19 protein-coding genes and 1 pseudogene are annotated in these 20,920 nt (G+C 61.3%); 1 reads left to right on the forward strand and 19 read right to left on the reverse strand.

The window, feature by feature from the left end; translation table 11 throughout:
- Positions 1 to 444: 444 nt before the first annotated feature.
- The 12 genes from A37A_RS0100695 to A37A_RS0100750 are packed head-to-tail and all read right to left on the reverse strand — an operon-like array spanning position 445 to position 9,880.
- On the reverse strand, positions 445 to 1,266 hold the full coding sequence (locus tag A37A_RS0100695) for a hypothetical protein (RefSeq protein ID WP_018289633.1): 822 nt from the start codon (positions 1,264 to 1,266) through the stop codon (positions 445 to 447).
- A 38-nt stretch (positions 1,267 to 1,304) separates the two neighbouring features.
- On the reverse strand, positions 1,305 to 2,645 hold the full coding sequence (locus A37A_RS0100700) for a hypothetical protein (protein WP_018289634.1): 1,341 nt from the start codon (positions 2,643 to 2,645) through the stop codon (positions 1,305 to 1,307).
- On the reverse strand, positions 2,642 to 3,079 hold the full coding sequence (locus A37A_RS0100705; RefSeq protein WP_018289635.1) for a hypothetical protein: 438 nt from the start codon (positions 3,077 to 3,079) through the stop codon (positions 2,642 to 2,644). The genes A37A_RS0100700 and A37A_RS0100705 overlap by 4 nt, the downstream gene beginning before the upstream one ends.
- Positions 3,076 to 3,513, reverse strand: a complete 438-nt coding sequence (locus A37A_RS0100710; RefSeq protein ID WP_018289636.1) for a hypothetical protein — start codon at positions 3,511 to 3,513, stop codon at positions 3,076 to 3,078. Before A37A_RS0100710 ends, A37A_RS0100705 begins: the two co-directional genes overlap by 4 nt.
- A 17-nt stretch (positions 3,514 to 3,530) precedes the next feature.
- Positions 3,531 to 4,172 carry a hypothetical protein gene (locus A37A_RS17865; protein WP_018289637.1) on the reverse strand — a complete coding sequence of 214 codons (642 nt, stop codon included), beginning with the start codon at positions 4,170 to 4,172 and terminating at the stop codon, positions 3,531 to 3,533.
- Positions 4,173 to 4,202: 30 nt separating this feature from the next.
- Positions 4,203 to 4,721, reverse strand: a complete 519-nt coding sequence (locus tag A37A_RS0100720) for a hypothetical protein (protein ID WP_018289638.1) — start codon at positions 4,719 to 4,721, stop codon at positions 4,203 to 4,205.
- Positions 4,705 to 5,514 (reverse strand): hypothetical protein, encoded by an 810-nt coding sequence (locus A37A_RS0100725; RefSeq protein ID WP_018289639.1) that lies wholly within the window; start codon positions 5,512 to 5,514, stop codon positions 4,705 to 4,707. The genes A37A_RS0100720 and A37A_RS0100725 overlap by 17 nt, the downstream gene beginning before the upstream one ends.
- Positions 5,514 to 6,317 carry a TraV family lipoprotein gene (locus A37A_RS0100730; RefSeq protein WP_196799443.1) on the reverse strand — a complete coding sequence of 268 codons (804 nt, stop codon included), beginning with the start codon at positions 6,315 to 6,317 and terminating at the stop codon, positions 5,514 to 5,516. Before A37A_RS0100730 ends, A37A_RS0100725 begins: the two co-directional genes overlap by 1 nt.
- Positions 6,318 to 6,336: 19 nt before the next feature.
- A complete protein-coding gene (locus A37A_RS14870) occupies positions 6,337 to 7,569 on the reverse strand; it encodes a hypothetical protein (protein WP_040887563.1) in 1,233 nt (410 codons plus the stop codon).
- Positions 7,566 to 8,507 (reverse strand): hypothetical protein, encoded by a 942-nt coding sequence (locus tag A37A_RS14875; protein WP_018289641.1) that lies wholly within the window; start codon positions 8,505 to 8,507, stop codon positions 7,566 to 7,568. Before A37A_RS14875 ends, A37A_RS14870 begins: the two co-directional genes overlap by 4 nt.
- Positions 8,504 to 9,055 carry a hypothetical protein gene (locus tag A37A_RS0100745; protein WP_018289642.1) on the reverse strand — a complete coding sequence of 184 codons (552 nt, stop codon included), beginning with the start codon at positions 9,053 to 9,055 and terminating at the stop codon, positions 8,504 to 8,506. Before A37A_RS0100745 ends, A37A_RS14875 begins: the two co-directional genes overlap by 4 nt.
- Positions 9,056 to 9,058: 3 nt before the next feature.
- Positions 9,059 to 9,880, reverse strand: coding sequence for a hypothetical protein (locus A37A_RS0100750; protein ID WP_018289643.1), 822 nt, complete (start codon positions 9,878 to 9,880; stop codon positions 9,059 to 9,061).
- Between the two features lie 2,504 nt (positions 9,881 to 12,384).
- Between A37A_RS0100750 and A37A_RS14880 the strand changes: the two genes are divergently transcribed.
- Complete coding sequence (locus A37A_RS14880) at positions 12,385 to 12,636, forward strand: hypothetical protein (RefSeq protein WP_018289648.1); 252 nt, start codon at positions 12,385 to 12,387, stop codon at positions 12,634 to 12,636.
- A 99-nt stretch (positions 12,637 to 12,735) separates the two neighbouring features.
- Here A37A_RS14880 and A37A_RS0100780 read toward each other — a convergent pair whose 3' ends face one another.
- The 7 genes and pseudogenes from A37A_RS0100780 to A37A_RS21955 all read right to left on the reverse strand — a co-directional run.
- Positions 12,736 to 15,636, reverse strand: coding sequence for an ATP-binding protein (locus tag A37A_RS0100780; protein ID WP_155996382.1), 2,901 nt, complete (start codon positions 15,634 to 15,636; stop codon positions 12,736 to 12,738).
- Positions 15,633 to 16,103: a hypothetical protein gene (locus A37A_RS0100785; RefSeq protein ID WP_018289650.1), complete on the reverse strand. Its 471-nt coding sequence runs from the start codon at positions 16,101 to 16,103 to the stop codon at positions 15,633 to 15,635. The genes A37A_RS0100780 and A37A_RS0100785 overlap by 4 nt, the downstream gene beginning before the upstream one ends.
- Positions 16,103 to 16,555: a hypothetical protein gene (locus A37A_RS14885; protein WP_018289651.1), complete on the reverse strand. Its 453-nt coding sequence runs from the start codon at positions 16,553 to 16,555 to the stop codon at positions 16,103 to 16,105. Before A37A_RS14885 ends, A37A_RS0100785 begins: the two co-directional genes overlap by 1 nt.
- Positions 16,555 to 17,154, reverse strand: coding sequence for a TIGR04255 family protein (locus tag A37A_RS0100795; RefSeq protein ID WP_081616145.1), 600 nt, complete (start codon positions 17,152 to 17,154; stop codon positions 16,555 to 16,557). The genes A37A_RS14885 and A37A_RS0100795 overlap by 1 nt, the downstream gene beginning before the upstream one ends.
- Before the next feature lie 179 nt (positions 17,155 to 17,333).
- Positions 17,334 to 20,282 (reverse strand): DUF1156 domain-containing protein, encoded by a 2,949-nt coding sequence (locus A37A_RS0100805; protein ID WP_020493829.1) that lies wholly within the window; start codon positions 20,280 to 20,282, stop codon positions 17,334 to 17,336.
- Positions 20,279 to 20,461: a hypothetical protein gene (locus A37A_RS20970; RefSeq protein WP_155996384.1), complete on the reverse strand. Its 183-nt coding sequence runs from the start codon at positions 20,459 to 20,461 to the stop codon at positions 20,279 to 20,281. The genes A37A_RS0100805 and A37A_RS20970 overlap by 4 nt, the downstream gene beginning before the upstream one ends.
- 318 nt (positions 20,462 to 20,779) lie before the next feature.
- Positions 20,780 to 20,920 (reverse strand): annotated as a pseudogene (locus A37A_RS21955) (IS256 family transposase); the annotation flags it as partial.

Here is a 20,920-nt window from a genome sequence, read left to right on the forward strand (position 1 = left end):
TCCATTGTGCAAACACTCCGCAAGGGAGCGTGCGACTTGGCGCTACTACAAGTGATGTTAACGTAAGGAATGGCGTATTTACACTACTTGCTGATACAACTGGCGGCGTTGCCATCCCCTCTTCACTGATCGCCGTGTAGATCCAGTTGTTAACCTCCACCCTGGTCGCTTCCGTGATCGCCGGGCAACCGCCGGGGAGAAATCCAAACATGCCATTGGACGCGGACCCACCAGGCACCGCCGCAGCAGCCTGCGTGGCCTGACCAGCCTGCTGGACGGGTTGCTGCGGCTGACCGCCTCCTCCGAAGTACGAGCAGGTCGGCATCCCAACGGCCAGGATCATCGGTAGCAGCAGGATTCGCATGGCGGTCCCTTTTTTAAGAAAGTATTGCGCTCAAGCGTCAAGGGGATTTTTGCCAGCTACTGGGCTTGCGGAAAGCCCTTTTACCGTCCTTCCCGGTAATGGCCGTTGTGGTACTTTGCGAAGAGGACACCTTTTGTCTCGGCCTCCCGGCAGGCTCCCTCGGCGATGTGCCTGCCTACGACCAACCCATAGGCTTTCTCGGGCAGTTGGGGGAAGAGTTTTCTGAACTCCGGCGGATCCGCCGTGACTACCGCCCGGCTGGCTTTAAGAAATAGCTTGGCGCGTCTAGCGGCCCGTTCCACATCATATGTGTTCACAGTCCTTGAGACCTCAACTGCCACGCACGCAAGCTTACCAGACTCCATATCCTTTCCGGCAGCTGCTATGTCTACGCTGCGAAGATCGCTGCCTTCCCTTTCCGTAAGGACTCCGCTTTCCGATGCCGTGTCGATGATCCAATCGATCATCTCCCGGTCGCATCGGCGTATCCTTTTTACGTGAGACTGGAGGTAACTGCTCAGCTTCTCTTTGGCATCAACCTGTATGGTCTTGCCCGAAACATAGTTCAGCTCCGACTCGATGCCGTCCACCTTCTTCTCGAGAGCGGCGAACCTCTTGTCGGTCGACTCCATGAATGTCTGGAGAGTCGTGTTGGTCTGCCGCTGCGCCTCCGTTAGCTCTTGAATCGCCTCCCAGACCTTCTTCTGGTCATTCTTCCGTTCCTCTTCCGCCTTTTCGAATCGGGCTGGCAGCTTGAGAAGGTCGTCCGTCAGTAGGTTTTTACGGATCTCCGCCGCTTCCTGATCGTCGGCAAGAAAGGCCCTCCAGACGGCTTTGCGCCAGTCCGGATGCTCCCGCAGGGCGGCCAAAATGTCGTCAGTGGAGTGGATGGAGGCGCTCACGTCAGGCTAAGTATGTACCGGAAATCCCCTCAGGACAATCACCACCAGAAATCGTGCTTCTTCTTCGCCTGCTGTTTCTTAAGCTCCTCAATCTCCTTTTTCGATAGATGCTTCTTCTTGGGATCAATCTTCTTCGGATCACCGACCGCTAGCTTCTTTGCCGCCGTCTTCGGCTGGCCGCCCCCCGTAGTCAGGCTCGTCTTCCTCACGGCGAATCCGTTGCCCGCCTCCGGCATGAGTCCCCTCGCCGGCGTCCGCGGCAGCCCGCTTCGACCGATCGACCGGGCAACCGACTGCATCGAGAACGGAATGTCCGAGCTGTGAGGCGCCTGGTCCTCGGCTGCCGAGCGAGGGCCCAGCACCGATGCGGGAGCCAGAAGCAGACCGCCGGATGCCGTCCTGCGCATTTCCAGGATCGGCTGATCCGGATCGAAAAGCAGCGCGTCGCCAGCCTGAGCCACGAACGAGTAAGCCTCGTCGGAGGCATCGGCCTTCGAGCTCACATCGAGCTTCACCGCATTGCGCCCGATCACGGTCGGAGCGACGTCAAGAGTCGTCTTCCCTTCGCCGACTCTTGTCCGCCACGTCGATCCATCATCAAGAACCACCGTCGCCACCTTCGTTCGGACGACGCCTTGCCTCTGCAAGGCATCCAGAGCGCTTTCCGCTTCCGGAAGGCTCATTCGAAGATCACCTTCCGGAGTCTGTCCCGAGAAAAAGGCCACGACCTGTCCCACCAGGTTGTTCGGGAACGCCGTCCCATCCGCCAGCTTTTGCCGGTCGACCTCGACTCGCGCGACCCGGAGCTCGACCGCGGCGCCCCGGGCGTCCAACTCCTGCAGCGTCTTCTGGATTGCCGGAATTCGCGCCCGATCCACTAGAATCGCGACCTGCCGCGTCCGCGAATCGTAACGGCAAACGTCTCCCGACGTCAGCGAGAGTCCCAATACCTGGTACAGCCAGCGCTCCATCTCGGGTTCCGACTTGTTCGGATGGGCGTAGCGGAAAGTGTACACGAACGATTGTTTCCCGACGGTCGCCAGATCGATGTGCTTGAATGACACCTTCCCGCTCTCAAAGCTGGTCTCATAGCCAGCCCGGCTCGCGGCCGCCATGATCACATCGACCGGCTCGCCGGACGGGACCTCCACGCTCACCCGGTGTCGGTCCCCGGGAGGAGCGCCGATGAGTCCCGTTTCCGACAGCATCGCCGCGATCAGGTCGTCGAGCGGCATTTCGCTGATCGACCAACCGGAGGAGGGAGGAGCCGATGTCGTCCGTGCCCCTCCCTCGACATCAACCTCAATCTCCGGAATCTTCGACGCCCACGACGGATTCGCCATACCAACCAGAAGCAACGTCAGCGCCAGCCGTTTCACGGATTTGATCCCCTCAAGGAGAGCCGCGGTCCACCAAACGCCGGCATCTCCGGTTCCATCGCATCGGTTTCGCGAACGAACGGAAGCGTCTGCGGCTCCCCATCCTGACCCTGAACCGTCGCGCCGTCGTCCCGGACGGAGATCAGCTCGTAGATCTGGCGAACTCCTTTTTCGCGTAACGCGAACTTCTGGCCGATCTTGATGACCGACCGGCCCAAAATAATTGCCTTCCCCGGACAGACTCCCAGGAGCCGAACCGAACCCAGCGTTCCCTCCTTGGCCCGAGCCGGAGCGGAACGTGACACCGCAGAGCCGAAGCTTCCGCCGCTACCCCAGGACGGCAACCCGAAGGCATCCGTTTCCGGAACGAGTATCGCCATTCCGGCAACCGGCGACAGACAGATCAACGACAGCAGGCACAGATTGTATTTCATAACTTGTCTTCCACGACGATCGTCGCCTCCACGGCTTCTCTCTTTGCTTGGGCCGACACGGCGGTCACTTTCTGCCACGCCAGCCCGGAGCGAAGAGCATCCAACAAATCGTTCACCGCTCCGCTCGGCCCGGAGACCCACACGCTGGCGGTACGGCGCTTCCGTGAGTTTCCCTCCCGCACGCCGTCCACGCGCAGGCCATGGATGCCTTCCGCCTTGGCCATCGTGACCAGTTTTTCCGACAGCTTTGTCCGCCTGTCTTTTTCCCAGGAAGAGATGACCTGCTCCGCTAGTGCCTCTTTCGAGGCCAGGCTGGCGGTCTTGGCTTGCGCTTCCCGATACTTCGCCAGAGGACCACTCCTGAGGTCGGTTACGATCCACATTACCGCGAGGGCCAGCAATCCAGACAAGGTCACCATTTGTTCGGTCTTCATCGTTTGTTCTCCTCCTTTCAGGGAGATGCGGTTGACTGCCTTGCGACCGTTCCTCGGATTGTCACCGCAACCCCTCCATCGGTGGCGAACTCTTCGGCGAGCTCATACAGGAACGACACCGGCCCAGCCGTGTTCACCGCAATCTCCCGCTCAAGAGAGTTTGCGTACATGGATGCGAATTCCCGCAAGCTGCCCTGTCCCTCGACCAGCGCCACGATCTTTGCGTCGGCGGCTCCGGCCTCGGATCGTCCGAGGACGAAGGATACCAGACGCCCCCCTTGAGGACGGGCGAACAGCATGATCTGAGCCAGAAGCTCAAGGTCGGAGGCTGCGTGATACGCTGGCTCCATCGCTCTCGCCCGAGAAATCGCGGCTTCTGCCTGATCCGCGCGCGCGATTGCCTGCGACGCCATTTCAGGAGTGACGCGCCAAGCCGGATGAGCGAACATCGCGCCCGCCGCGATCCATCCCGCCACTCCAGCCGCATACCAGCCGATCGTCGGCCACGGCCATTTCCTCAACGCGTCTAATACCGCCTTCACCTTCTCCAGCGGCGATGCCGCAGGCGCGGGCGAGGCGGGCGCAACCGATTCCACTTTTTCCGGCTCCTCTGCTTCGCTCTTCCCTTCCGGCTTCTCTTTTTCCAAACATATCTCCATGTCACCTCCTTCCTGCGATTTTCCTGACACTCACGTTTCCCCTTTCTTGCTTGCGCTGATCCATTCAGCCGCCACCTCATCGTCCATCACGCAGGACCAACGCCAGAGACCAAGCGAATCGATTTCCCGGACAGTCTCGTCCGTCCACGGCACCACCGCCGTTCCCGATCCCTGAAAGTACGCCGCGAGAAAGCCGCGCTTCACCCGACCGGCTTCCGCCTCGGGAAGCGCTATCCCGATCCGGCTGTGTGGGGTCTCGACAGCCGGAGCCACGGATGTTCCCAACCGCTCCGCGGCCAGATGCAGCTTCCCTGCCTCGATCCAGAGCGGAAATGGAGCCAACAACACGCCAGCTAGCCATCCCAGCGGCAACGCGCATGCGCCTAGAACGAGGACGGCAAAGAACGCGCTCCACAAGACGGGCCGCTTCGCCATCCGAACACAGAAACCACGGATCCGGCCGCTCATGGACGGCGGGCTTTTCAACAGAAGACTCAAGGCCGCCGCAACGCCCCAAGCCGCCAGAACCGGCTCAAGCTGCCATCGCACATTGCTTCCTTTCGAGCACCTTCTCCACGAGGTCGATCTCCACCCTGAGCTCCTCTATCCTCCGGAGAAGATCCGCTGCATCCAGCCGCTCGACTTCCTGTTCCCGTCTTGCCAGCATCCCGGACCGGGCGTTCTCAAGCGCTCTGCGCGACTCGTTTGCGGAAGCTTCGAAGAAAGACGCTTTCGCTTCCGCCTGTTCCTTTTTCATCTCGGCGGCCAGCGTCCGCTCACACAACTCGACCACCTCGCTCGCGCTCTTGCGAACCCGCTCTTCCGACTGGGACAACAACTCGGCGACCACGCGCGCGGCCTTCCCCTCAAACCGAGCCAGCACCTCCGCCCCCCTTGGCTCTCCAGGCAGCAGATAAAGACCGCCGCCGAGCGCCACTATGTCGGATTGGCCCACTCCTTCGACTTCCGGAAAAGCGGTGCCTGGCAAGGACACCAGACGCCATTCTCCTGTTTCACGAGTCTGCTGCTGCACCGGCGCGCGACTCTCGCTCCTCCTGGCTGGCAGGGAGAGCGTCGCGGCCAAAAGCGCAGCGCCAGAGAATAATGACGCAATGCTACCCAGCGGCGCGAACTCATCGCCCATCGAGGAGAGCTCGACGCCAAGCAACACCGCGATCGCCCAAGCCGCTGGCACGATCCAGCGCCAGACGCCCGAGCCCCACCATCTGGCTGCATGAGGCCACCACGGCCACGAAAGCCAGGAGCCGCGTTCTAAAGGATCCGGACGCTTGGCCCGGACGAGTAGCACGCCCAGCAACAAGGATGGAAAGATCGCGTCCATCAGTCGTCGCTAACCTTGAGCACCACCGTATTCGCCGATGCGTCGATCGGCTTCCGGAAGGTCTTTCCGCGAACGCTGACGCTCACGTCATCCGCGCCGAATATCACGAGGGCCACGTCGCCATCCGGCAACTTGACGCGCTCGAACGATCCGGCCGGCTGCACCGGGATGCGCAAGGACGTCGAGGAGGTTTTCTTCGGAAGCGGATGATCGTCTTCCGGATCGGCGGCCGAGATGCGTTGCCCGGGTCTCCCCCTAGGAAGCTCGCCGGCGCGGATCCGACTCTTGCTCTCGGCGAGACCTCCTTTCGGCAACTCGCCCGCCCGATCGGACGATCCGAATTCAGCCAGCATCTTTCGTTGCTCGTCACTCAATTCCATTCCGCGGACCGATCCCTCAACCTTGTCCAGCCGCTTGTTCATTCTGTCGTAATCCACCTCAAGTCCCTTGCTGGCGGAACCCGGATTGGGAACCACCTGCTGCCCCCGTACGAAGAGCGGCTTCGGTTCGAGCCCGGATTCCTCCTCGCTTTCCCAATGACCCGGGCGGGTCATCACCCAGACGTACTCGCCGCTGTGGGCGTTACCCTGCTCGTCCACCCTGCCCTTGACCCATACCTTGACATATTTCGGCGGGATCAACTTCGGATCCTGCGGCTCGACTCCGCCGATTTCCGGAGGATGCGCGAACGAATACGTCGGCTCGACGATCTTTCGGTGTACGGCAACCGGTTGTGGGTGTTCCTTTGGATGGGCCGCACAGCTCGCCATCAGAAGCGGGAGCAAGAACACGGTTCGTTTCATCAGACATCCTTTGCGCTGATCACTTGCTTGCGCCCGCGCCATTCGGATAGTCCGCCTCCGACACGTCCAGCGCATCGGGCAGGTAGATCCGATGACGAGTACCCCAGGGACAAGTGACGTAGGGCCCGTACTCCTCCAGCCGCTGGGCGAGCAGCTGGTTGATCGCGCCGGAGGCGCTCATGCCCGCCATCATCCCCATCATCGGCATCATCTCGGTCATCGACGACATGCCTCCCGTGGAACCGGAGCCCATGCCGCCGTACATCATGGGCATCATGCCGTACATGGGCAGCATGCCCGCCATGCTGCCCATGTTCGCCATCGAGGCGGTCAAGGCGGCCATGATCTTCGAGCCTCCGCCCTTGTCGATGCGGACGCCGGGAATTCCCTCCAGGCCACGCGTATCCTCGGCGATTCCCTTGAGGTGAAGGACCTGACCGGAGGGGAGCACGGCCCGGTCATAGGTCACATGCAGGCGGTCGCGCATCTTCCCGGTAACGGTTCCCAGGAACTTGACCGGAGGCGTGAGCATGTCCCGTCCGTGCCAGCGCATCGGCTGCATAAGTCCAGCCACGACTGGTACTTTCTCATTCTCGCTAAATGCCCATTGCATCAAAGCAGCCTCAAGCCATTCGCCCGGAGGAATGGTCGTTTCCGGGTTTAGTTCCGCCCCCGCTCCTCCGGATCCGGGCTGCGCCGATGCGTCGGGCTGCTGTGGTGGCGGCGAAGCCTCGCCCGGCTGCGGTGGACGGGCGATCTGCGTGTTATGAAAGAAATACCGGCCGGCCTTATATCGAATCGAGGGAGTGGCCGGCTCGGAAGCGGACGGCTGCGCCAGTGGCGATTGCGATTGGAGCCCGGTGGGGACCACAATGTTCGAGAACGCGCCGCTTGACGCTCCAACCATTGACGGCGGCGCCTTTGGCTTGGGAGGCTCGTTTCCTCCCCGCGGAGGCGGATCGGGCTCGGGGTCGGGCAATTTGATCGGCCCGCCGCGTTCGGTTGGCACCAGGGCGTCGAAAGCATCCTCCAATCGTTCCTTCCCCGGTTCCCCGGACGCCGTATTGACCGAAACCGCCGGGGTCTCCTCCGGCTTCGGTGGAGGCTTGGCTTCCGGTTTGCTGCGCAGCGGAGCGCGCGCCTGACGCAATGTGGAGATCCGGGAAATCATTCCGTAATGCTTCACCGCCAGTCCGATCGCCGCGACGATCACGGCCGAGAGGATTGCTATGACCAGAACCGGCTTCTTCATTGCGCCTCGGTGAGCGCATCGACCTCCTGGGCCTTGCGCGATGGAGATTCCTTCGCCGGCTGCCAGTAGAGCTCGAAGGGCTGCGTCGGCGAAAATGGCGGATTGGCTACAACCAAGACCCCGGTCGCGCTCTTTTCCGGATCGACCACCTCCGGCTCTACCGTCACCCAATCCGGGGTGAAGAGATGATCCCCGATATGCACCTGGAGGCGGGACTGATCCAAGCGCACGGGAAACGGATATGGGTTCCTCCAGGCGAATGTCACGGCCACCAGTCCGTCCTTCCAGCTATAGAGCCAGTAGTAGACGAACTCATCCGACTTCCAGAAGAGCTTCACCCGGCGCACGGTGTTCGGCGGAATGGCGTGCGCGGCGGCCATTGCCTCCCAGTTCGCGACCGTGTTCGCCACTTCCGCGATCCGTTCTACGGCAACGGGAGATCCGCCCGATCCGTTGGAATCCTCGAATGAGGAGACATTCATCGCGAGCTCGGCCTTCACGAGATTCGGCTCGATGAATACGTGGTAGAGGCGCTTTTTCCCTCCCCGGAAAAACACGGTCATCGACGTGTCCGATGCGCTGGAGTCGAGTACCTTGAGGATCAGATGGTTCTTGCGGACCGTCGCCGAGAGCGCCTGCGGATCTCCCACGACGGGCGCTCCGTCCATCGGGTCGGAAAAGGTAAGCACCAGCGGATAACCAGGGGCAACGCGAAGAATCAGTTCCTCATTGTCGGATTGGTAAACGGTTTCGACCTTTTGCTGCAGAAACTCCCGAAGCTCGTCTTCGCTCAGCTGGCTGGCTGGCTTCCCGTTGATCTCGACTTCGGGCGGTTCTCCCTCGATTACGCCAGGGCCAGACGTTCCCTGCTGCGGAGATTGCGCGAAAGCCAGAACCGGAAGCAAGGCGGCGAATGCCGCGATCAATCGTGGTTTCATTGGCGCAAATGCTGAAGGACATCGACCGCTGTTTGCCCGACCAATGGGAGAAAACCGATCACCAGGCCGGCCAGGAAGAGACACCAGCGCCAGAGGCGGCTTGAGTCGGCCAGCGCCGTCTCGAGGAGTTCCTTGTTCTTTCGCAAGGCGTCCTCGGCGATCTTGCAGTAGGCAAAAATCTGCTTGGTCGCCTTGCCCGCATCCTCAGCCGCATGCTCCATCCGCTCCGAAAGCTTGCCCGCCTTCACCGCCGCCAGCGTATCGAGCGCCTCCTTGGGCAACCTCTTGGCGGCGGCAAGCGCGATCTCCTCGGCGTGCAGGTCGGATTCTTGGAGGCGCCTGTTGACCCAGGCGGCATGCGCGTGCATTAGCACGAGCCACTCGCCTATCGTGTCGCGCGCGTCCTCCGAGTCGAGCTTCTCGTAGGTCTTTTGGGCGAGTTTCTTGTACTTCTCCGGCAAAAGAGCGATGGCTTCCTGCCAGAATTGAGCTGGTGATATGTCCTCAAACTCCGGAATTCTGGACTCTTCCCGTTTTCCGTTGTTCATGGCTTACCTCATGCTCGAAAGGTTGAAGGATCTCCGTTTCGCCGCTGGCTCCTGGCGGGCGATTTCTCCCTGTTCTGACTGGACGGCCTCCGGAAGGAAGACGTCGGACCGCTCCTGGTACTGCCTCCACACCTTCCTCATCCAGTCGTTCAATAGATACTTGTGCATGCGCGGCATCTGGGAAGAAGAGAGGGCATCCGCGTAGCCGAAAACGCCGTTTCCCCCGTTCTCGCGCCACTCCTCGGCAACCGCAGCCATGATGTTCTTAGTGTCGGTGAGGAGCTTCCCCAGGAGGATTGTGGGGGCTCGCAGCCGCTCGAGGTCGCGCTCCAGCTCCGATCCTTCGAGCATTTGGTGTTTTGAGGCGGAGTGCCGGTTCCGGATCACCGCGTAGTCGACGGCTTCTCCCAAACGCTGAACCGCCCCGTCGATTTCCGCCATGATCTCCTTGTCGTCCATGGGAAAGAGCAATAGCGTGATCCTCATCCCAGCCTCCGCCGCTTCCTCGAGAAACGCCTTGCTCAGCAGGGTTTCGTCCAGAAGCGGGGCCATGTTGACCATCGGGTCGAGCGCGAAAACGTCCGCATCCTGGTCGCGCAGGATCCGTGCGAGCACCCGCAACAGTTCCCCTTGCGGCTCTTCGTCGAGCCGGATGCGGACGGCCTCCACGACACTCGACGCGGAAGCGAGCGTTCGCCGATCCGGCGAAAGGTCGAATCCCTTCCAACGAATGCCTAGGTGATCCATCCAGGCGCCCCGCAGGGCGGCCTCGGTCGATTTGCCGACATTGCCCCTTGAGCAGTAGGGCGTCACGATACGTCTCATTTGTCCTCCCTGTGTTCGTTACCGGTACAGATCCATCGGATCATTGAACCTATGCTTCCTATGCGCTGATCCCTCGGAGGCGTTCGCCACTGCATCTGGCCGCGCCTCCCTCTTCGCGTGAATCCAGCCACGGATCCGCTCATAGCCAGGGATTCGCGGACCGTCTTCCGGCTTCCAGCGGGTTCGGAAGACGGCATGTATCTCCTTGATGCTGACGCCTCGCTCGATCATCTGGGACACCCATGTCCAGTGACGGTCGATGGATGATCCGCGCACTGATTTCGATGCAACTGCGGTCCTGGCGTCGAGGACCAATCGGGAGTCCGATGGACTCGGCCTAAATGGCTCCCCAGGTATCCTGATCTTCCACAACTGCCGGAGCGAAATGTGGATCACGCCCTTAGGACGCTGCGCCAGCCACTGGCGTATCTCCCGCCATTTCCAGCCCGCCTGCCGCAAAGCGATCACGGCCGGAGTCACGATTGCGGTTTTGGAGTACTTGCCGGAGCCTGTTCGGCTCGTTTCTGTCTCTTTCCTGGCTTTTTCTGTCTCTTTCCGTTCCCTCATCTGTCTTGTTCCTTCCTTTTACTGTCTGTTTCCTTTTCCAAGGCCGTTTTTTCTGTCCGTTGTCCGCTTTTCCCTCTCTGGCTCCTATTTTCTTCTGTCTTTTGCACCGATTCGCCGAACTAGCCGCCGCCGGCCGCTTTTCCTGTGCACACTTCTTTTTGTAAATGGCTCACCCCCAATCTCTCCGAAAAACCTAAAGGGGGGGCGGGCGGAACAGGAAGGATGGCGCGCCGCCCGCCCCCCCGGAGAGAAGCGCGCAGAGTGCCTGGAAGGGTGAAGGCGAGCCGGGGCGAAGCGAAGGATGCGTGGGGATGGGCCGGACGGACGCGCGCAACGCTACGGAACGAGACAGCCAGAAAGAAGCGTAGCGGGCGCGAGGGAGCAGGACGCGGCGCGCCGGGAGACGCAGGCTGCGGGACGGAAGGGCGATAACGACCGAATCGGAGGAAACGGGCTACGGGACCAGCCGCCGAACGGGCGCCAACGCCCAGGGATGAGGCAACCCGCAACAAGGGCCTGCAGCACGAAGACACGCGGCTACCGGCAGGATGCAACGGAAGACCCCCAGTAGGCCCGCATGACGACGCAGCGGCCCAGGGGTCGGAGGAACGGACGCAACCCCCTGGGGGGCACGTCGAATAACGACGTGCGGCAATCTCACGAGAACCGGCGGCCCTCCCAACGAGAGCATGGATCCAACCTCTTGAGGCGCGCATCGAATGACGATGCGCGGCAACCTCCCTCCGATCTGGCGATAGGCGGACGCAACCCGCTGTCCGCGCGCCGAATGACGGCGCGCGGTAACCTTCCTCTCCGATCGACCCTGTGCGTCCGACGTCCTAAACGCGCATCGAACGACGATGCGCGGCAATAGCCCGACGCCTACGGCAAGCGATCGAGCGATGTCCCGATAGGAACGCAACCAAGATTCGGCTCCGAATGGCGCGAATCCAGCCTCCTGGGCGCACGTCGAATGACGACGTGCGGCAGCACCAAGAGTCCGGGTGACTGACGGGCGCAACCTCCTGGACGCGCGTCGGATGACGACGCGCGGCTGCATCAATCAAGCGCCCGGATCACACCGGCTGCGGGAACGCCCTGATGGGCGAGCCGAAACACTCACGGACTATCGGGTGACCGGCGCACGTCCGATGAACCGGCGATTGGTAATGCGGATCGGCAGGCAGGCCCAGGCAGCTGGCAACATCCGAACCGGATGCCGGGGAGAACGGAACCCGATGCCGGACAGCCTCTACCCCCGGTCTTCTTTCAACCCGAAGCTTTCGCATTCCCGAATACCGCTCCGTCCACTGACCCGGGGTAAATAGATCCCCTCCTGCCGATAGCGACTCACAACGGTGTCGGGGCAGAAGCGGACCTGCTCGAGATGGTGCGACGGCTCGCCGGAACGGCCATGGGCCGCGGACGGGTGATGACGGGGCCGTCCGCTTGCCCAGTTGCCCCCCATTCCCTTCCCGGGGGCCTATGAGACTGCGAAGATCTTATAGGATGGCGCGAGGGAACCGACTCATCGCTGCCCATCCGCAGAGCTCCGATCCCGAAAGCTCTTTCGACGCATTCCTTTCTGGGGTAAGGCGGCGTTGCGGGCTATGGGCCTTTCCAGCCAGCCTTTCGACTGGAACAAAGGCGGGCCGGACCGCGTTCCGCGCCGAGCGCCAAGGGCGATCCAGGGAGCCCCATCGGGGAAGGACATTGCCGCATCCAGAACGGGCATTGCACCTTCCGGCGTTACGCCGGGCGGCGTCTTCCCTCTCCGCTTGCCCCTTTTCCTTCGCATCGTCAGACGATCCGCGTCCCGGAAGCAACGATTCGGCGCCCGCTGCGATCCGCCTTCCTGTCGGTAATGAACAACGTCCTTACGCTTGCCGAGAACAGGAGGTTGCCATGGCATCACCTACGGTCACGGCAAAAGGCAAGTGACCCTGAAACGGGACTTGCTACGGCATCTCGGGATCCAGCCGGGGGAACTGGTCGAGTTTGAAAAGCTGCCGGGTGGAGAATTGAAGGTGCGCGGCCAAGAAGAAGGATCGACGGTTTTCCACGCGCTGGACGGCAAGGTGAAGCTGCCAAAGTCGCTGACAATCGAGGAAACCTCAAGGTTGGCTTTTCCTGGGGCCGCGAACGGATTGCTCATGAACAATCCTGTTTCACGTCGGACACTGCCGTAGCGAAGCCGTGTGATTCTCGATCAGATCCGTTCGGAAAGGACTTTTCGCAGATTCTTGTGGCCTTTGATCGCCTGAGGAAGTCTCCTATTAGCGACCGCGTTATTCCCCGACCATTCTTTCGATGTCCGCCTCGTTCAGAGGTTCCTCGACGGCGTTGCGAAGCCATGAGGGATCAAAGCCATCTGTAGACGTTCCCTCGACGTTCATGGTGACCTTCCCCTCATCCGACTTGCCAGCCAGGTTGGCGATAGCCAAAAATGCCCGGTGGATCTGATCTCTCGTGGCCTTGAACTTGAGGCGCACGATGCTCTGGCGGTCATCAGCAGGCTTACTAGGAGTTGTGGGCGATGCACTGTCTGGAACACCCGGTTGTACGGGCGTTCCAGGACCCGGAGTCGGGACTCCGGGTCCGGCTGGTACGCTGCCCTGCGCGGCTGCCACCTCGGGAACGGCCGAAGGAGCCATGATGAAGCCGGACTCGAAGTCAACTTCGTCCTCGGCCAGAGTTCTTCCGATTACCACCTTGTCCCGAGCGATCTGGAATTTCCCGTCCGGGCCCAGAGCAGGCTGCAACCCGCTCGTGTACGCGAAGATACCCTCTGTCACGCCGCGCGCGATGCCTTTCCCGAGGACGCTCGACGACTCTAGACGCGGAGGGGCGATGTCCCGGAAGAAGGACTCCAGCACGTCGGACGCCTTGATGCCGAGGATCGGCGATTCACCGGAAGTGGTCGACTCTCCCAGCTTCACTCGCTCCGCGATCTTGCGAGGGGTCACGCTTCCATAAACGCGAGGCGTCCCCACACTTGTGAGAAGCTCCATAATTCGCTGCTGAATCCCGGCTGCTTGAAGGGGTCGGCCGCCGCGCTCCACGCGCTCGATGTCGATCTCGCCACCCTCCACGCGCGGCAGCCACACTGCGGCATACAGGTCGCGGAAGCATGACTCTGCCGCAGCCTCTTCGGTCCGCTTCCTCTCCTTGAGCTGGTCCAGTTGGTCTTTCGTCAAGCGGAGCTGCTGCTTCTTCGCGTCCACCTGTTCGATGGCAAGGAGGTAACGGACCGCGCGTCGCAACGCCTCGATTTGTTTCTTATTAGGAATGGCCAGGCCGAGGCCGTTACGGAAGCGCCTCGGGCGATCACCGAACTTCGCCAGAAGCTCTTTCGCCTGGCTTTCCTGGTCGGCCTTGCACTCTCCCGCGAATTCCAGTGGAAGATAGGCGACCAAAAAACGCGGATCCTCATCGGGAATGTCCTGGCTCTTCACCGGCCACACAATGGCCGCATGATGTCCCGCAAGCCGAGCGTCGAGCATCCCCTTGATCTTGTCACGAACGGAGCCTCGCCCCTTGGACTGGGCTTCCTCGCGGGTGATAGCCTGCTCCGCATCCTCGATGAGCTTCGTGACGTTGGGGTCCTTCTTGAAGCAGTACCGAACGCCGTCATAGTGGAGGTAGAGGCAGGCGTTCCGGAGCTCCGACAGCACCGCCGTGGCGGTGATGTTGTCCAGGCCGGGACTGACGCACGCGGCGAGAAGTTCGCTCTCCGTCACACCAGGGGGAAGGGTTTCGGCCTCGCCCGCACCCTCGCGCCGGAGTCCACCGAATGAGTAGAGAAGGATGGCCGTGGCGATGCGGGTCGCTGGCTTGACGCCGGCCAACGCAGGATCCTCTCGGGCCATCCGCTCATCAATCCGCTTGGCCCTGGCATTCGGCCCATCGATGTCCGCGGTGATCACCGGGTCGTAGTCGTTCTGAACGCCGAGTTCCTTCAGCATCTTGACTCGGACATCGACGTCCTTGATGGGTACGTCTCCGGGGCCCAAGAGCGGTTGTGCCCCGCCGTTTCTTTTGAGGGAGTGCATGCAGGAGGCGAGAAACCGAAGCACGCCCCGCGTCCGTTGGAAGGCGTCTACGGCCGTCCAGCGTTCCCGCATCACGTCGATGAGAGCCGGATGGAAGGGGTAGGCCGAGCGCATCCGATCCCGGAGCAGGCGCCCTTCCTCCTCTGCCTGCAGGCGTTCAGCAGGCGTTTCCGCGTACGCCTTGCGCACCCCGGTAACGACCTCCTGATACGAGGTCGCCACATCGGTCGCCGTGGCCAGGTCCGGGATGGCGTCGAGAAGGCGACGCTGCAGAATGGGAAGGACCTCATCCCCGGTGACTGGCTCCCGAAGCTGATCCACCCTTGCGGCGAGCTTGTCGATTTCCGCGAGCAGAGAGACGTTCCCGAGTGCCTCCCGAGCGCTCCAAGTGAGCGAATAGACGAGCGCCGCATTCGTGCTGCCGGACACCTCGACGGTGAGATTCTGGAAGAAGTCTTTGGCCTGCCGTTGGAGAGTCGAATCGAGGACGGCCACTGCCGCCGCGCGTTCCATATACTTCAGTACTTCGTCGAGGAGTAGGAGAACCGGACGCCCGCCAGATCCTTTAGTGAGAACATCCCGGATCACATCTCCGCCGGGAGAGACGCGATCCTCGTCGTGCTGCGCCACGATTGGGAAGGCTCGTTCCGGGTCGATCTGCCAGGCGAGCCAGCCCCACATCGTGCGAATCGTGCGTCCTCCGTCGAGTTCCTTGCCGTTGCGGGCGTCGAACTTCTCCCCATCGAACACGGCGACTGCGACATTCTTCGGCCGGGCAAACCCCTTGCCTTCGGGAATGATGTCCAAGGCCTCCCGCTTGCGGGCGGCATGCAGGAGCGATGCTAGGGTGTGCGACTTTCCACCCCCGAAAGGTGTGCGGAGCTTGAGCACCCGGTTGTAGCCCGACTTTCCGGCGAGCGACGCCAAGACCTCATCGAGGAGTTTCCGGAGGTCGGAAGTCAGGTAGGTCGCCCGGAAGAAGGCCTCCGGGTCCCGGTTCACGACTGGAACATTGTGATCGCCGGAGGCGATGGCTCCCAGGTCGATTGCAAAGACCGCCTCCGTAAGCGCCCCCTCTTCCACATCGGGGTGTAGCTTCACAAGGTCGGTCCACGGGCGAAGGGCTAGTGTGCTCAAGGGTTGGCTTCCTCTGGAGAAGATGCCCGACGACCTCGCCGTCGTCGCAGGAACAGAACCGGCCTACCGTAGGCGCTTCCGGTCAGCTGATCGAGGTTGGCGTGGCTTATGTCTTCCAACCTCCCGAGTTTGCTCGTCCAGGTTCCGTCCGCGAGCTGCCGAGCAGCATGGGTGGGACATCCGTCCTCGTGGCCGTAAATCGCAATCTTCTGCCAGCCCGGTTCCAAATCCGGGTTCTGGCACTCCTCGAATCCGAAGAGTCGAAACGCCTCGACGAATGCCTCCAACGTCTCATGCCGGCGGACGCCCTCGGGCCAGTAGGACACTTCGGATTCATCCGGCCACCACCAACGGATGGTCTCTCCCAATGCCCACGCAACGCAATTGTAGTCGAACTGCGCTCTGCTCGTGACGGCGTAGGATCCTGCGGTGAGTTGGGGGAACCAATCCGCCAAGCGATCGCTCATCAGCGAAGCCCCCGTCTTTCCGCCCACTCAAGCCAATCCCGGGCCATCTCGCGGACTCGGCCCCGGTTTTGTTGCCGAACGGGATCTTCGCCCGTAATCGCCCGCAATGCCAAAAACCAGTGGTCTGGCTGCCGTTCCAGCTCGTCCAGGATGTACGGCAATACGTCCGGGCCCATGCCTATGATTTGCTGATAAGCGGGATGGAGGATCATTTCCCTGATAGAGGAAAGAGGTCCGCATTCCTTGCGCCATCTGTCCGCCAGCGCCAGAAACCGCCGTTCCGCAGAACTGCTTCCGGCAATCCAGCTGGACTCGATCAGCGAGGTGGATAAACCGCCTACCTGTCCAGCAAGGCTCAGGCGCCGAATCGACCGCTGCGTTTCTGCTGACCCTTCGGACGCCCATGTTGGCCGTCGCTCGGGAAGACGCAATTCCGCAATGCTTGTCATCATCAGTCCTCCGGTTCGAACAGACTGCGTAGTTGATCCGTGATGCTGTCTTCGAAAGCCACGACAATGTTCTCGTGCGCTTGCTCCACCTGAATCTTCACGATGTTGTCGTCGATAGCTGACTCAAACTGAATGATATCGTAGAAGTCGAGGGCAAAAGCCTGTACGACTTCGGAAGGACTTGGGGCGGGCGCTGTACCAAAGGTGATCAGTACCTTGTGGTCCAGTTTCGGAACCTCCACACGCACCATGAATGGCCCATGTACGTCGCCCAGACTCTGCGGCAGGTTAGGGTAAACCGTGAAAAAGTCCTTCAGCCGCACCGGAGCACGGGGAATCACTACCCGGTTGATGTAACGCACACCGATGCGGGAGATCCGCGCGGGCCGCGAAAGCTCGCTGTAAGTTCGCAACGCACCGTAGATGGCAGGCTCCCACTCCTCAAAGTGCGGATAAGGAGCCAGTTGATTCACAACGAGAAGGTCTTGGGCAATCTGGATCATGCGATTCTTTTCGTCGGAGATGAATTGCATCCACGAAGGAAGCTGGCGCACCCCAGCCTCCGCTTGTTCGTGTCCTAGGGTGATCCGCCCTTGCTGGATCTTCCGTTGTCGCTTCTAGGGAAACTCGTTCTTCCATCGTTCATAAAATGCACCGGGTACGGTTTCATCCCAGGCCGAGCCTGAAAAGTAAATCTCACAGAGCGCCTCGATTACTGGCGATTTGCGGTACCTGCGATCGAGCACCGTCCTGCGATCATGCTTTGCGCGCTTCGATTCGCTCATCCGCGCCTCCCAATGTCGAACAACGTGCCTGCATCCGCCCCCAGCCGCTGGTCGATCAGCGCCCGCCAGTTGGCGACGAGCTTCTTCACGGCCGCCTGTTCAGCGGCCGTCGTCGCCACGGTGTGTTCCGGACCGTCCTCCCTCTTGCCCGCCAGAGCAGTTCCGGCGAGGGCCTGGGCCACGAGGCGCAGGCGCTCCCGGTCAGGCCGTGCCTCGTCAAGGAACCTGTTGAGGTTGCGGGGCTGGTTCTCCACGAGCCACAGGATGCGGTGGAGCGCGTCGATGAGGGCGGCCGGCGTGCCGCCGTCCTCCGGCAGGCCCAGTTTCTCGTCTTCACCTCGCTCCGTGAAGTCCCGCAGGCGGTACTTCCCCTTCCTCTTATCGACCAGTGCGTGGCGTCCGGTTGATAGGCCCTTCTGTCCGTCGAGTTCGACGTTCTGCCCGTAGGTGAAGACAATGGCCTCGCCAGCCTCCATCTCGGACGCCTTGTAGGCGTAACGCCAGAGCACGTAGAACCGGCTCGGACCATCGACGGCGGCTACGCCGCTGCCGGCCATGCCGAAGATCTTCTCCAGGAGCGTCTCAAGGACGACACCTTCTACTTCGGCGAGGAACTTCTCGGACGGGACTTCTTCGCCGTTCGCATACTCGACGCGAGAGAAGCGGCTGTACGCCCGGAGGCCGGCACCCACAGCCGCGATCACGAGGTCCGCGCCCGTGATTCCCATCTTCCAGAGGCAGTCGGTCCGCTCGCGAACGATCTGCTCTAATTCCGGACGAACTTGGTCCTCATAGGAGCCTCTGTCCATCCTCGCGCCATTGCGGGCGACCAAAAAGATGCTGGAGGCCAGGGCCGCTGTTCCCCGAGCGATGAGCCGCGCTTTCATCTCGGTGTCGAGAGGCCAGGCCTCGATTACGGTCAATCCACTACGCCGCAGGGCGTCCACCAGGGTGGACCAACCGAGCGTTGTCTTGTGTGCATAGACAACCACCATGGAGCCCCCCGGTTTGAGAACCCGTCTAGCCTCGGCGAAGGACAGCGCCATCATCTCTTCGTAAGCCTCACGCGCCTTCTTCTTGCTTCGACCATGTCGCACCGGATCAGCGACGATTTCCAGCTTCTTTGGCGTCGCGTCGGTGGCGAAATGTTCCGGATAGAGAGGGCCGATCGTGCGCTTGAGCCAGACGTAAAAGAAGTCAGCCAGACGCGCATAATCGACGTTGTCGTAGTAGGGCGGATCCGTGACAACTGCATCAAAGAACCCGTCGGACCAAGGCAGCGCTGTGGCGGAGCCGCGAGAAACGGTAGCGGTTGACTTAATGGCCCACGCATCTGCCCACCCGGCAATCGTACGTTCCAGTTGGCTTTGCCAGGATCCACCAATACCCGAGAAAGGCACTTGCTCGGCAAAGTCCCAAACCATGGGCAGAGCCTGTCGGCCAAAAGCGTCCACACAGAGTTCAGCATCGCATTTCCACCTCGTAAGAGAACAATTTAGGCCAGCAAGTTTGTTCAGAGGCAGGCAAAGCGATGTCACCACCGCCTTCCCCCTCTCCAGCTCCACGCCAGAGCGGTCGAGCTCGCCTAGGCACCCCCGCACCGCCGCTGCGAAGGTGAGCAGGCAGAGCATTTGACGGGGGGTGAAAAGTTCCGCCCACTTGGCGATTCCAAATCCTCTGCCGGCCACGGTAGTTTGGCTGGCTGTGTCCATCGGCTCGCTTGGAACCGTCAATCCTGTCCTCAAGCAGAGGGTCTCGATCCGCGCGCGAATTGCCTCGTCGTCCGGCCGGAACTCGGGGGCGTCGTCGGCAGAGAGATAGAGTTTCCCTTTCTGGCCAGGCCGTGTGCAGACAATTGCCATCATCTGTTTTCCCATGCGCTTGGCGCGTCCTTCGGCCTTCACATAAGCGCTATCGGCCACGGTGCCACAAAAAGCGCAGGTAGCGTTGCCGCCCTTGGAGAAGCCAGCCGGATCGAAACCAAGGCCTTTTTCGGTTTGGCTTTCGACCACTTCGAAACGCGCCTTCCTTTCGTCCCTTCGTGCGGTCATCCTGAGCGCGATGAAGCGGTTCCTCTTCTTGCAGAGCCAGGTCTGCTTGACGATCGGAACCGTTGCCGCGCAAGTCGGGTTTTTGCACCGCACCGTGTGCGTCCAAAGGTAGGCGATAGGCACGAGGTAGCCGGGTGGGACGTCTTCCTTGGATTGCCACATGTCCGCTTGGCGGAGCGGTTTCGTTCCCTTGGCCTTCGGGTCAGGAATGAGCGGATACAGATCGCAGATCTCTGCCCTGACCTTCTCGAGGACCCACTTCCCCCAGTAGCGGACTTCGTCGGCGAGGCCGCCCCATGTAGTCTCTCCCTCGGCGTTCTTCGGTCCAACCATGCCCCGCGCGGTCGGGTCAGCCTTCCCGTACTTCTGCGGGTAGACAAGCGTGCAGAGCTCGATGATGTGCGCCACGGGGTTCAGGTCGAGTGCGTAGGCTTCACACCCAAGCCGCAAGGCTTCCAGCGGGATCGCGCCGCCGCCGGCGAACATGTCCAGCACCTTCGGCCGAGGGGCGCGGCCCTCGGCGATATCGTCGACAGTCACCGGTTTACCGGTCTCGGTCGAGAGCCGTTCCGAGTGAGCTTCAAGGATGTGCTCCTGCGCGTCGGCGACGGCCTGCGGCACGGCGGGGTACTGACAGAGCCGCTCGACGAACTTCGCCGCGTTCGCGCGAGTCAGACTATCTCGCTTCTCCTCTGGGCCATTCGCGGGCCTAAACCGACTCGCTGGAACCAGCGCCCCGTATATCGCCGCACGGCACGCCACGAGCGGGCGCCGCGCCCACCAGAGGTGCAGGGTTGAGATGTGCCCCTTGCGGACGGCTTTCTCCCGTGAGGACTCTTTGCTGATCGCCTCGATGGGCAGGTAGTCCTCGATGAGGCGGCGGTCGTCGCTCATTTCGAGCCGCTCTCGGAGGCCGCAGTGGTGCCTTGCCACGGGAAAGGTTTCGCATCTGGGTATTCTTCCAAGTATGTTTGCAGTTCATCCTGGTTGAGCGGATACCATTCATCATAGGGGTAGCGTCTGAAGAACTCGGCAATCCGCTCTCTAAAGTGCTCATCCGCGATTCCGTTCAATCGCCCTTTCCGCAAGCACCGTAGTGCTTCCAAGTCGGCTCTTGGGAGCCGAAGCATGACGAGGAAATCGACGCCCATCTTGCTCGTAAAGCCAACCTTCTCATCGGGCGGCAGGTAGAACGGTAGTGTCCGCTTTTTTGTGTGCGGGTCGATTTTCCGCTTTGTTGTCTAACAGTAAAGAGAGCTGTTCGCACGCCGTCAACTCGGACCGGCGAGACCGCTTCCCCAAAGCGGTCGGCTCTAGCCGGGACAGTTGTGAATAACCCGCTTGGGGGTTATTCAAGGCGTGGGAAGCAACTCTCCACTTTTTCATGGCGTTTAGACTCCTTCCGCCAGGAAGAATCGCTCCCCGAACTGGATGGCAAATTGCCTGGCCGCCTGGTTCCAGGTCGGCGACGGATGTTTCCATTTCTTGGTGACGTTCCGTAAGACCAGGAAAATCAATTTGGTCGCCGCTTC

Source organism: Verrucomicrobium sp. 3C, from assembly GCF_000379365.1.
Classification (GTDB): Bacteria; Verrucomicrobiota; Verrucomicrobiia; order Methylacidiphilales; family Methylacidiphilaceae; genus Methylacidimicrobium.

Excerpts from the sequence above, each read along its gene's own strand:
- A37A_RS0100705 (WP_018289635.1), bottom strand. The coding sequence starts at position 3,079 with ATGAAATACAATCTGTGCCTGCTGTCGTTGATCTGTCTGTCGCCGGTT.
- A37A_RS0100710 (WP_018289636.1), bottom strand. The coding sequence starts at position 3,513 with ATGAAGACCGAACAAATGGTGACCTTGTCTGGATTGCTGGCCCTCGCG.
- A37A_RS17865 (WP_018289637.1), bottom strand. The coding sequence starts at position 4,172 with ATGGAGATATGTTTGGAAAAAGAGAAGCCGGAAGGGAAGAGCGAAGCA.
- A37A_RS0100725 (WP_018289639.1), bottom strand. The coding sequence starts at position 5,514 with ATGGACGCGATCTTTCCATCCTTGTTGCTGGGCGTGCTACTCGTCCGG.
- A37A_RS0100730 (WP_196799443.1), bottom strand. The coding sequence starts at position 6,317 with ATGAAACGAACCGTGTTCTTGCTCCCGCTTCTGATGGCGAGCTGTGCG.
- A37A_RS14870 (WP_040887563.1), bottom strand. The coding sequence starts at position 7,569 with ATGAAGAAGCCGGTTCTGGTCATAGCAATCCTCTCGGCCGTGATCGTC.
- A37A_RS14875 (WP_018289641.1), bottom strand. The coding sequence starts at position 8,507 with ATGAAACCACGATTGATCGCGGCATTCGCCGCCTTGCTTCCGGTTCTG.
- A37A_RS0100745 (WP_018289642.1), bottom strand. The coding sequence starts at position 9,055 with ATGAACAACGGAAAACGGGAAGAGTCCAGAATTCCGGAGTTTGAGGAC.
- A37A_RS0100750 (WP_018289643.1), bottom strand. The coding sequence starts at position 9,880 with ATGAGACGTATCGTGACGCCCTACTGCTCAAGGGGCAATGTCGGCAAA.
- A37A_RS0100785 (WP_018289650.1), bottom strand. The coding sequence starts at position 16,103 with ATGAGCGATCGCTTGGCGGATTGGTTCCCCCAACTCACCGCAGGATCC.
- A37A_RS14885 (WP_018289651.1), bottom strand. The coding sequence starts at position 16,555 with ATGATGACAAGCATTGCGGAATTGCGTCTTCCCGAGCGACGGCCAACA.
- A37A_RS0100805 (WP_020493829.1), bottom strand. The coding sequence starts at position 20,282 with ATGAGCGACGACCGCCGCCTCATCGAGGACTACCTGCCCATCGAGGCG.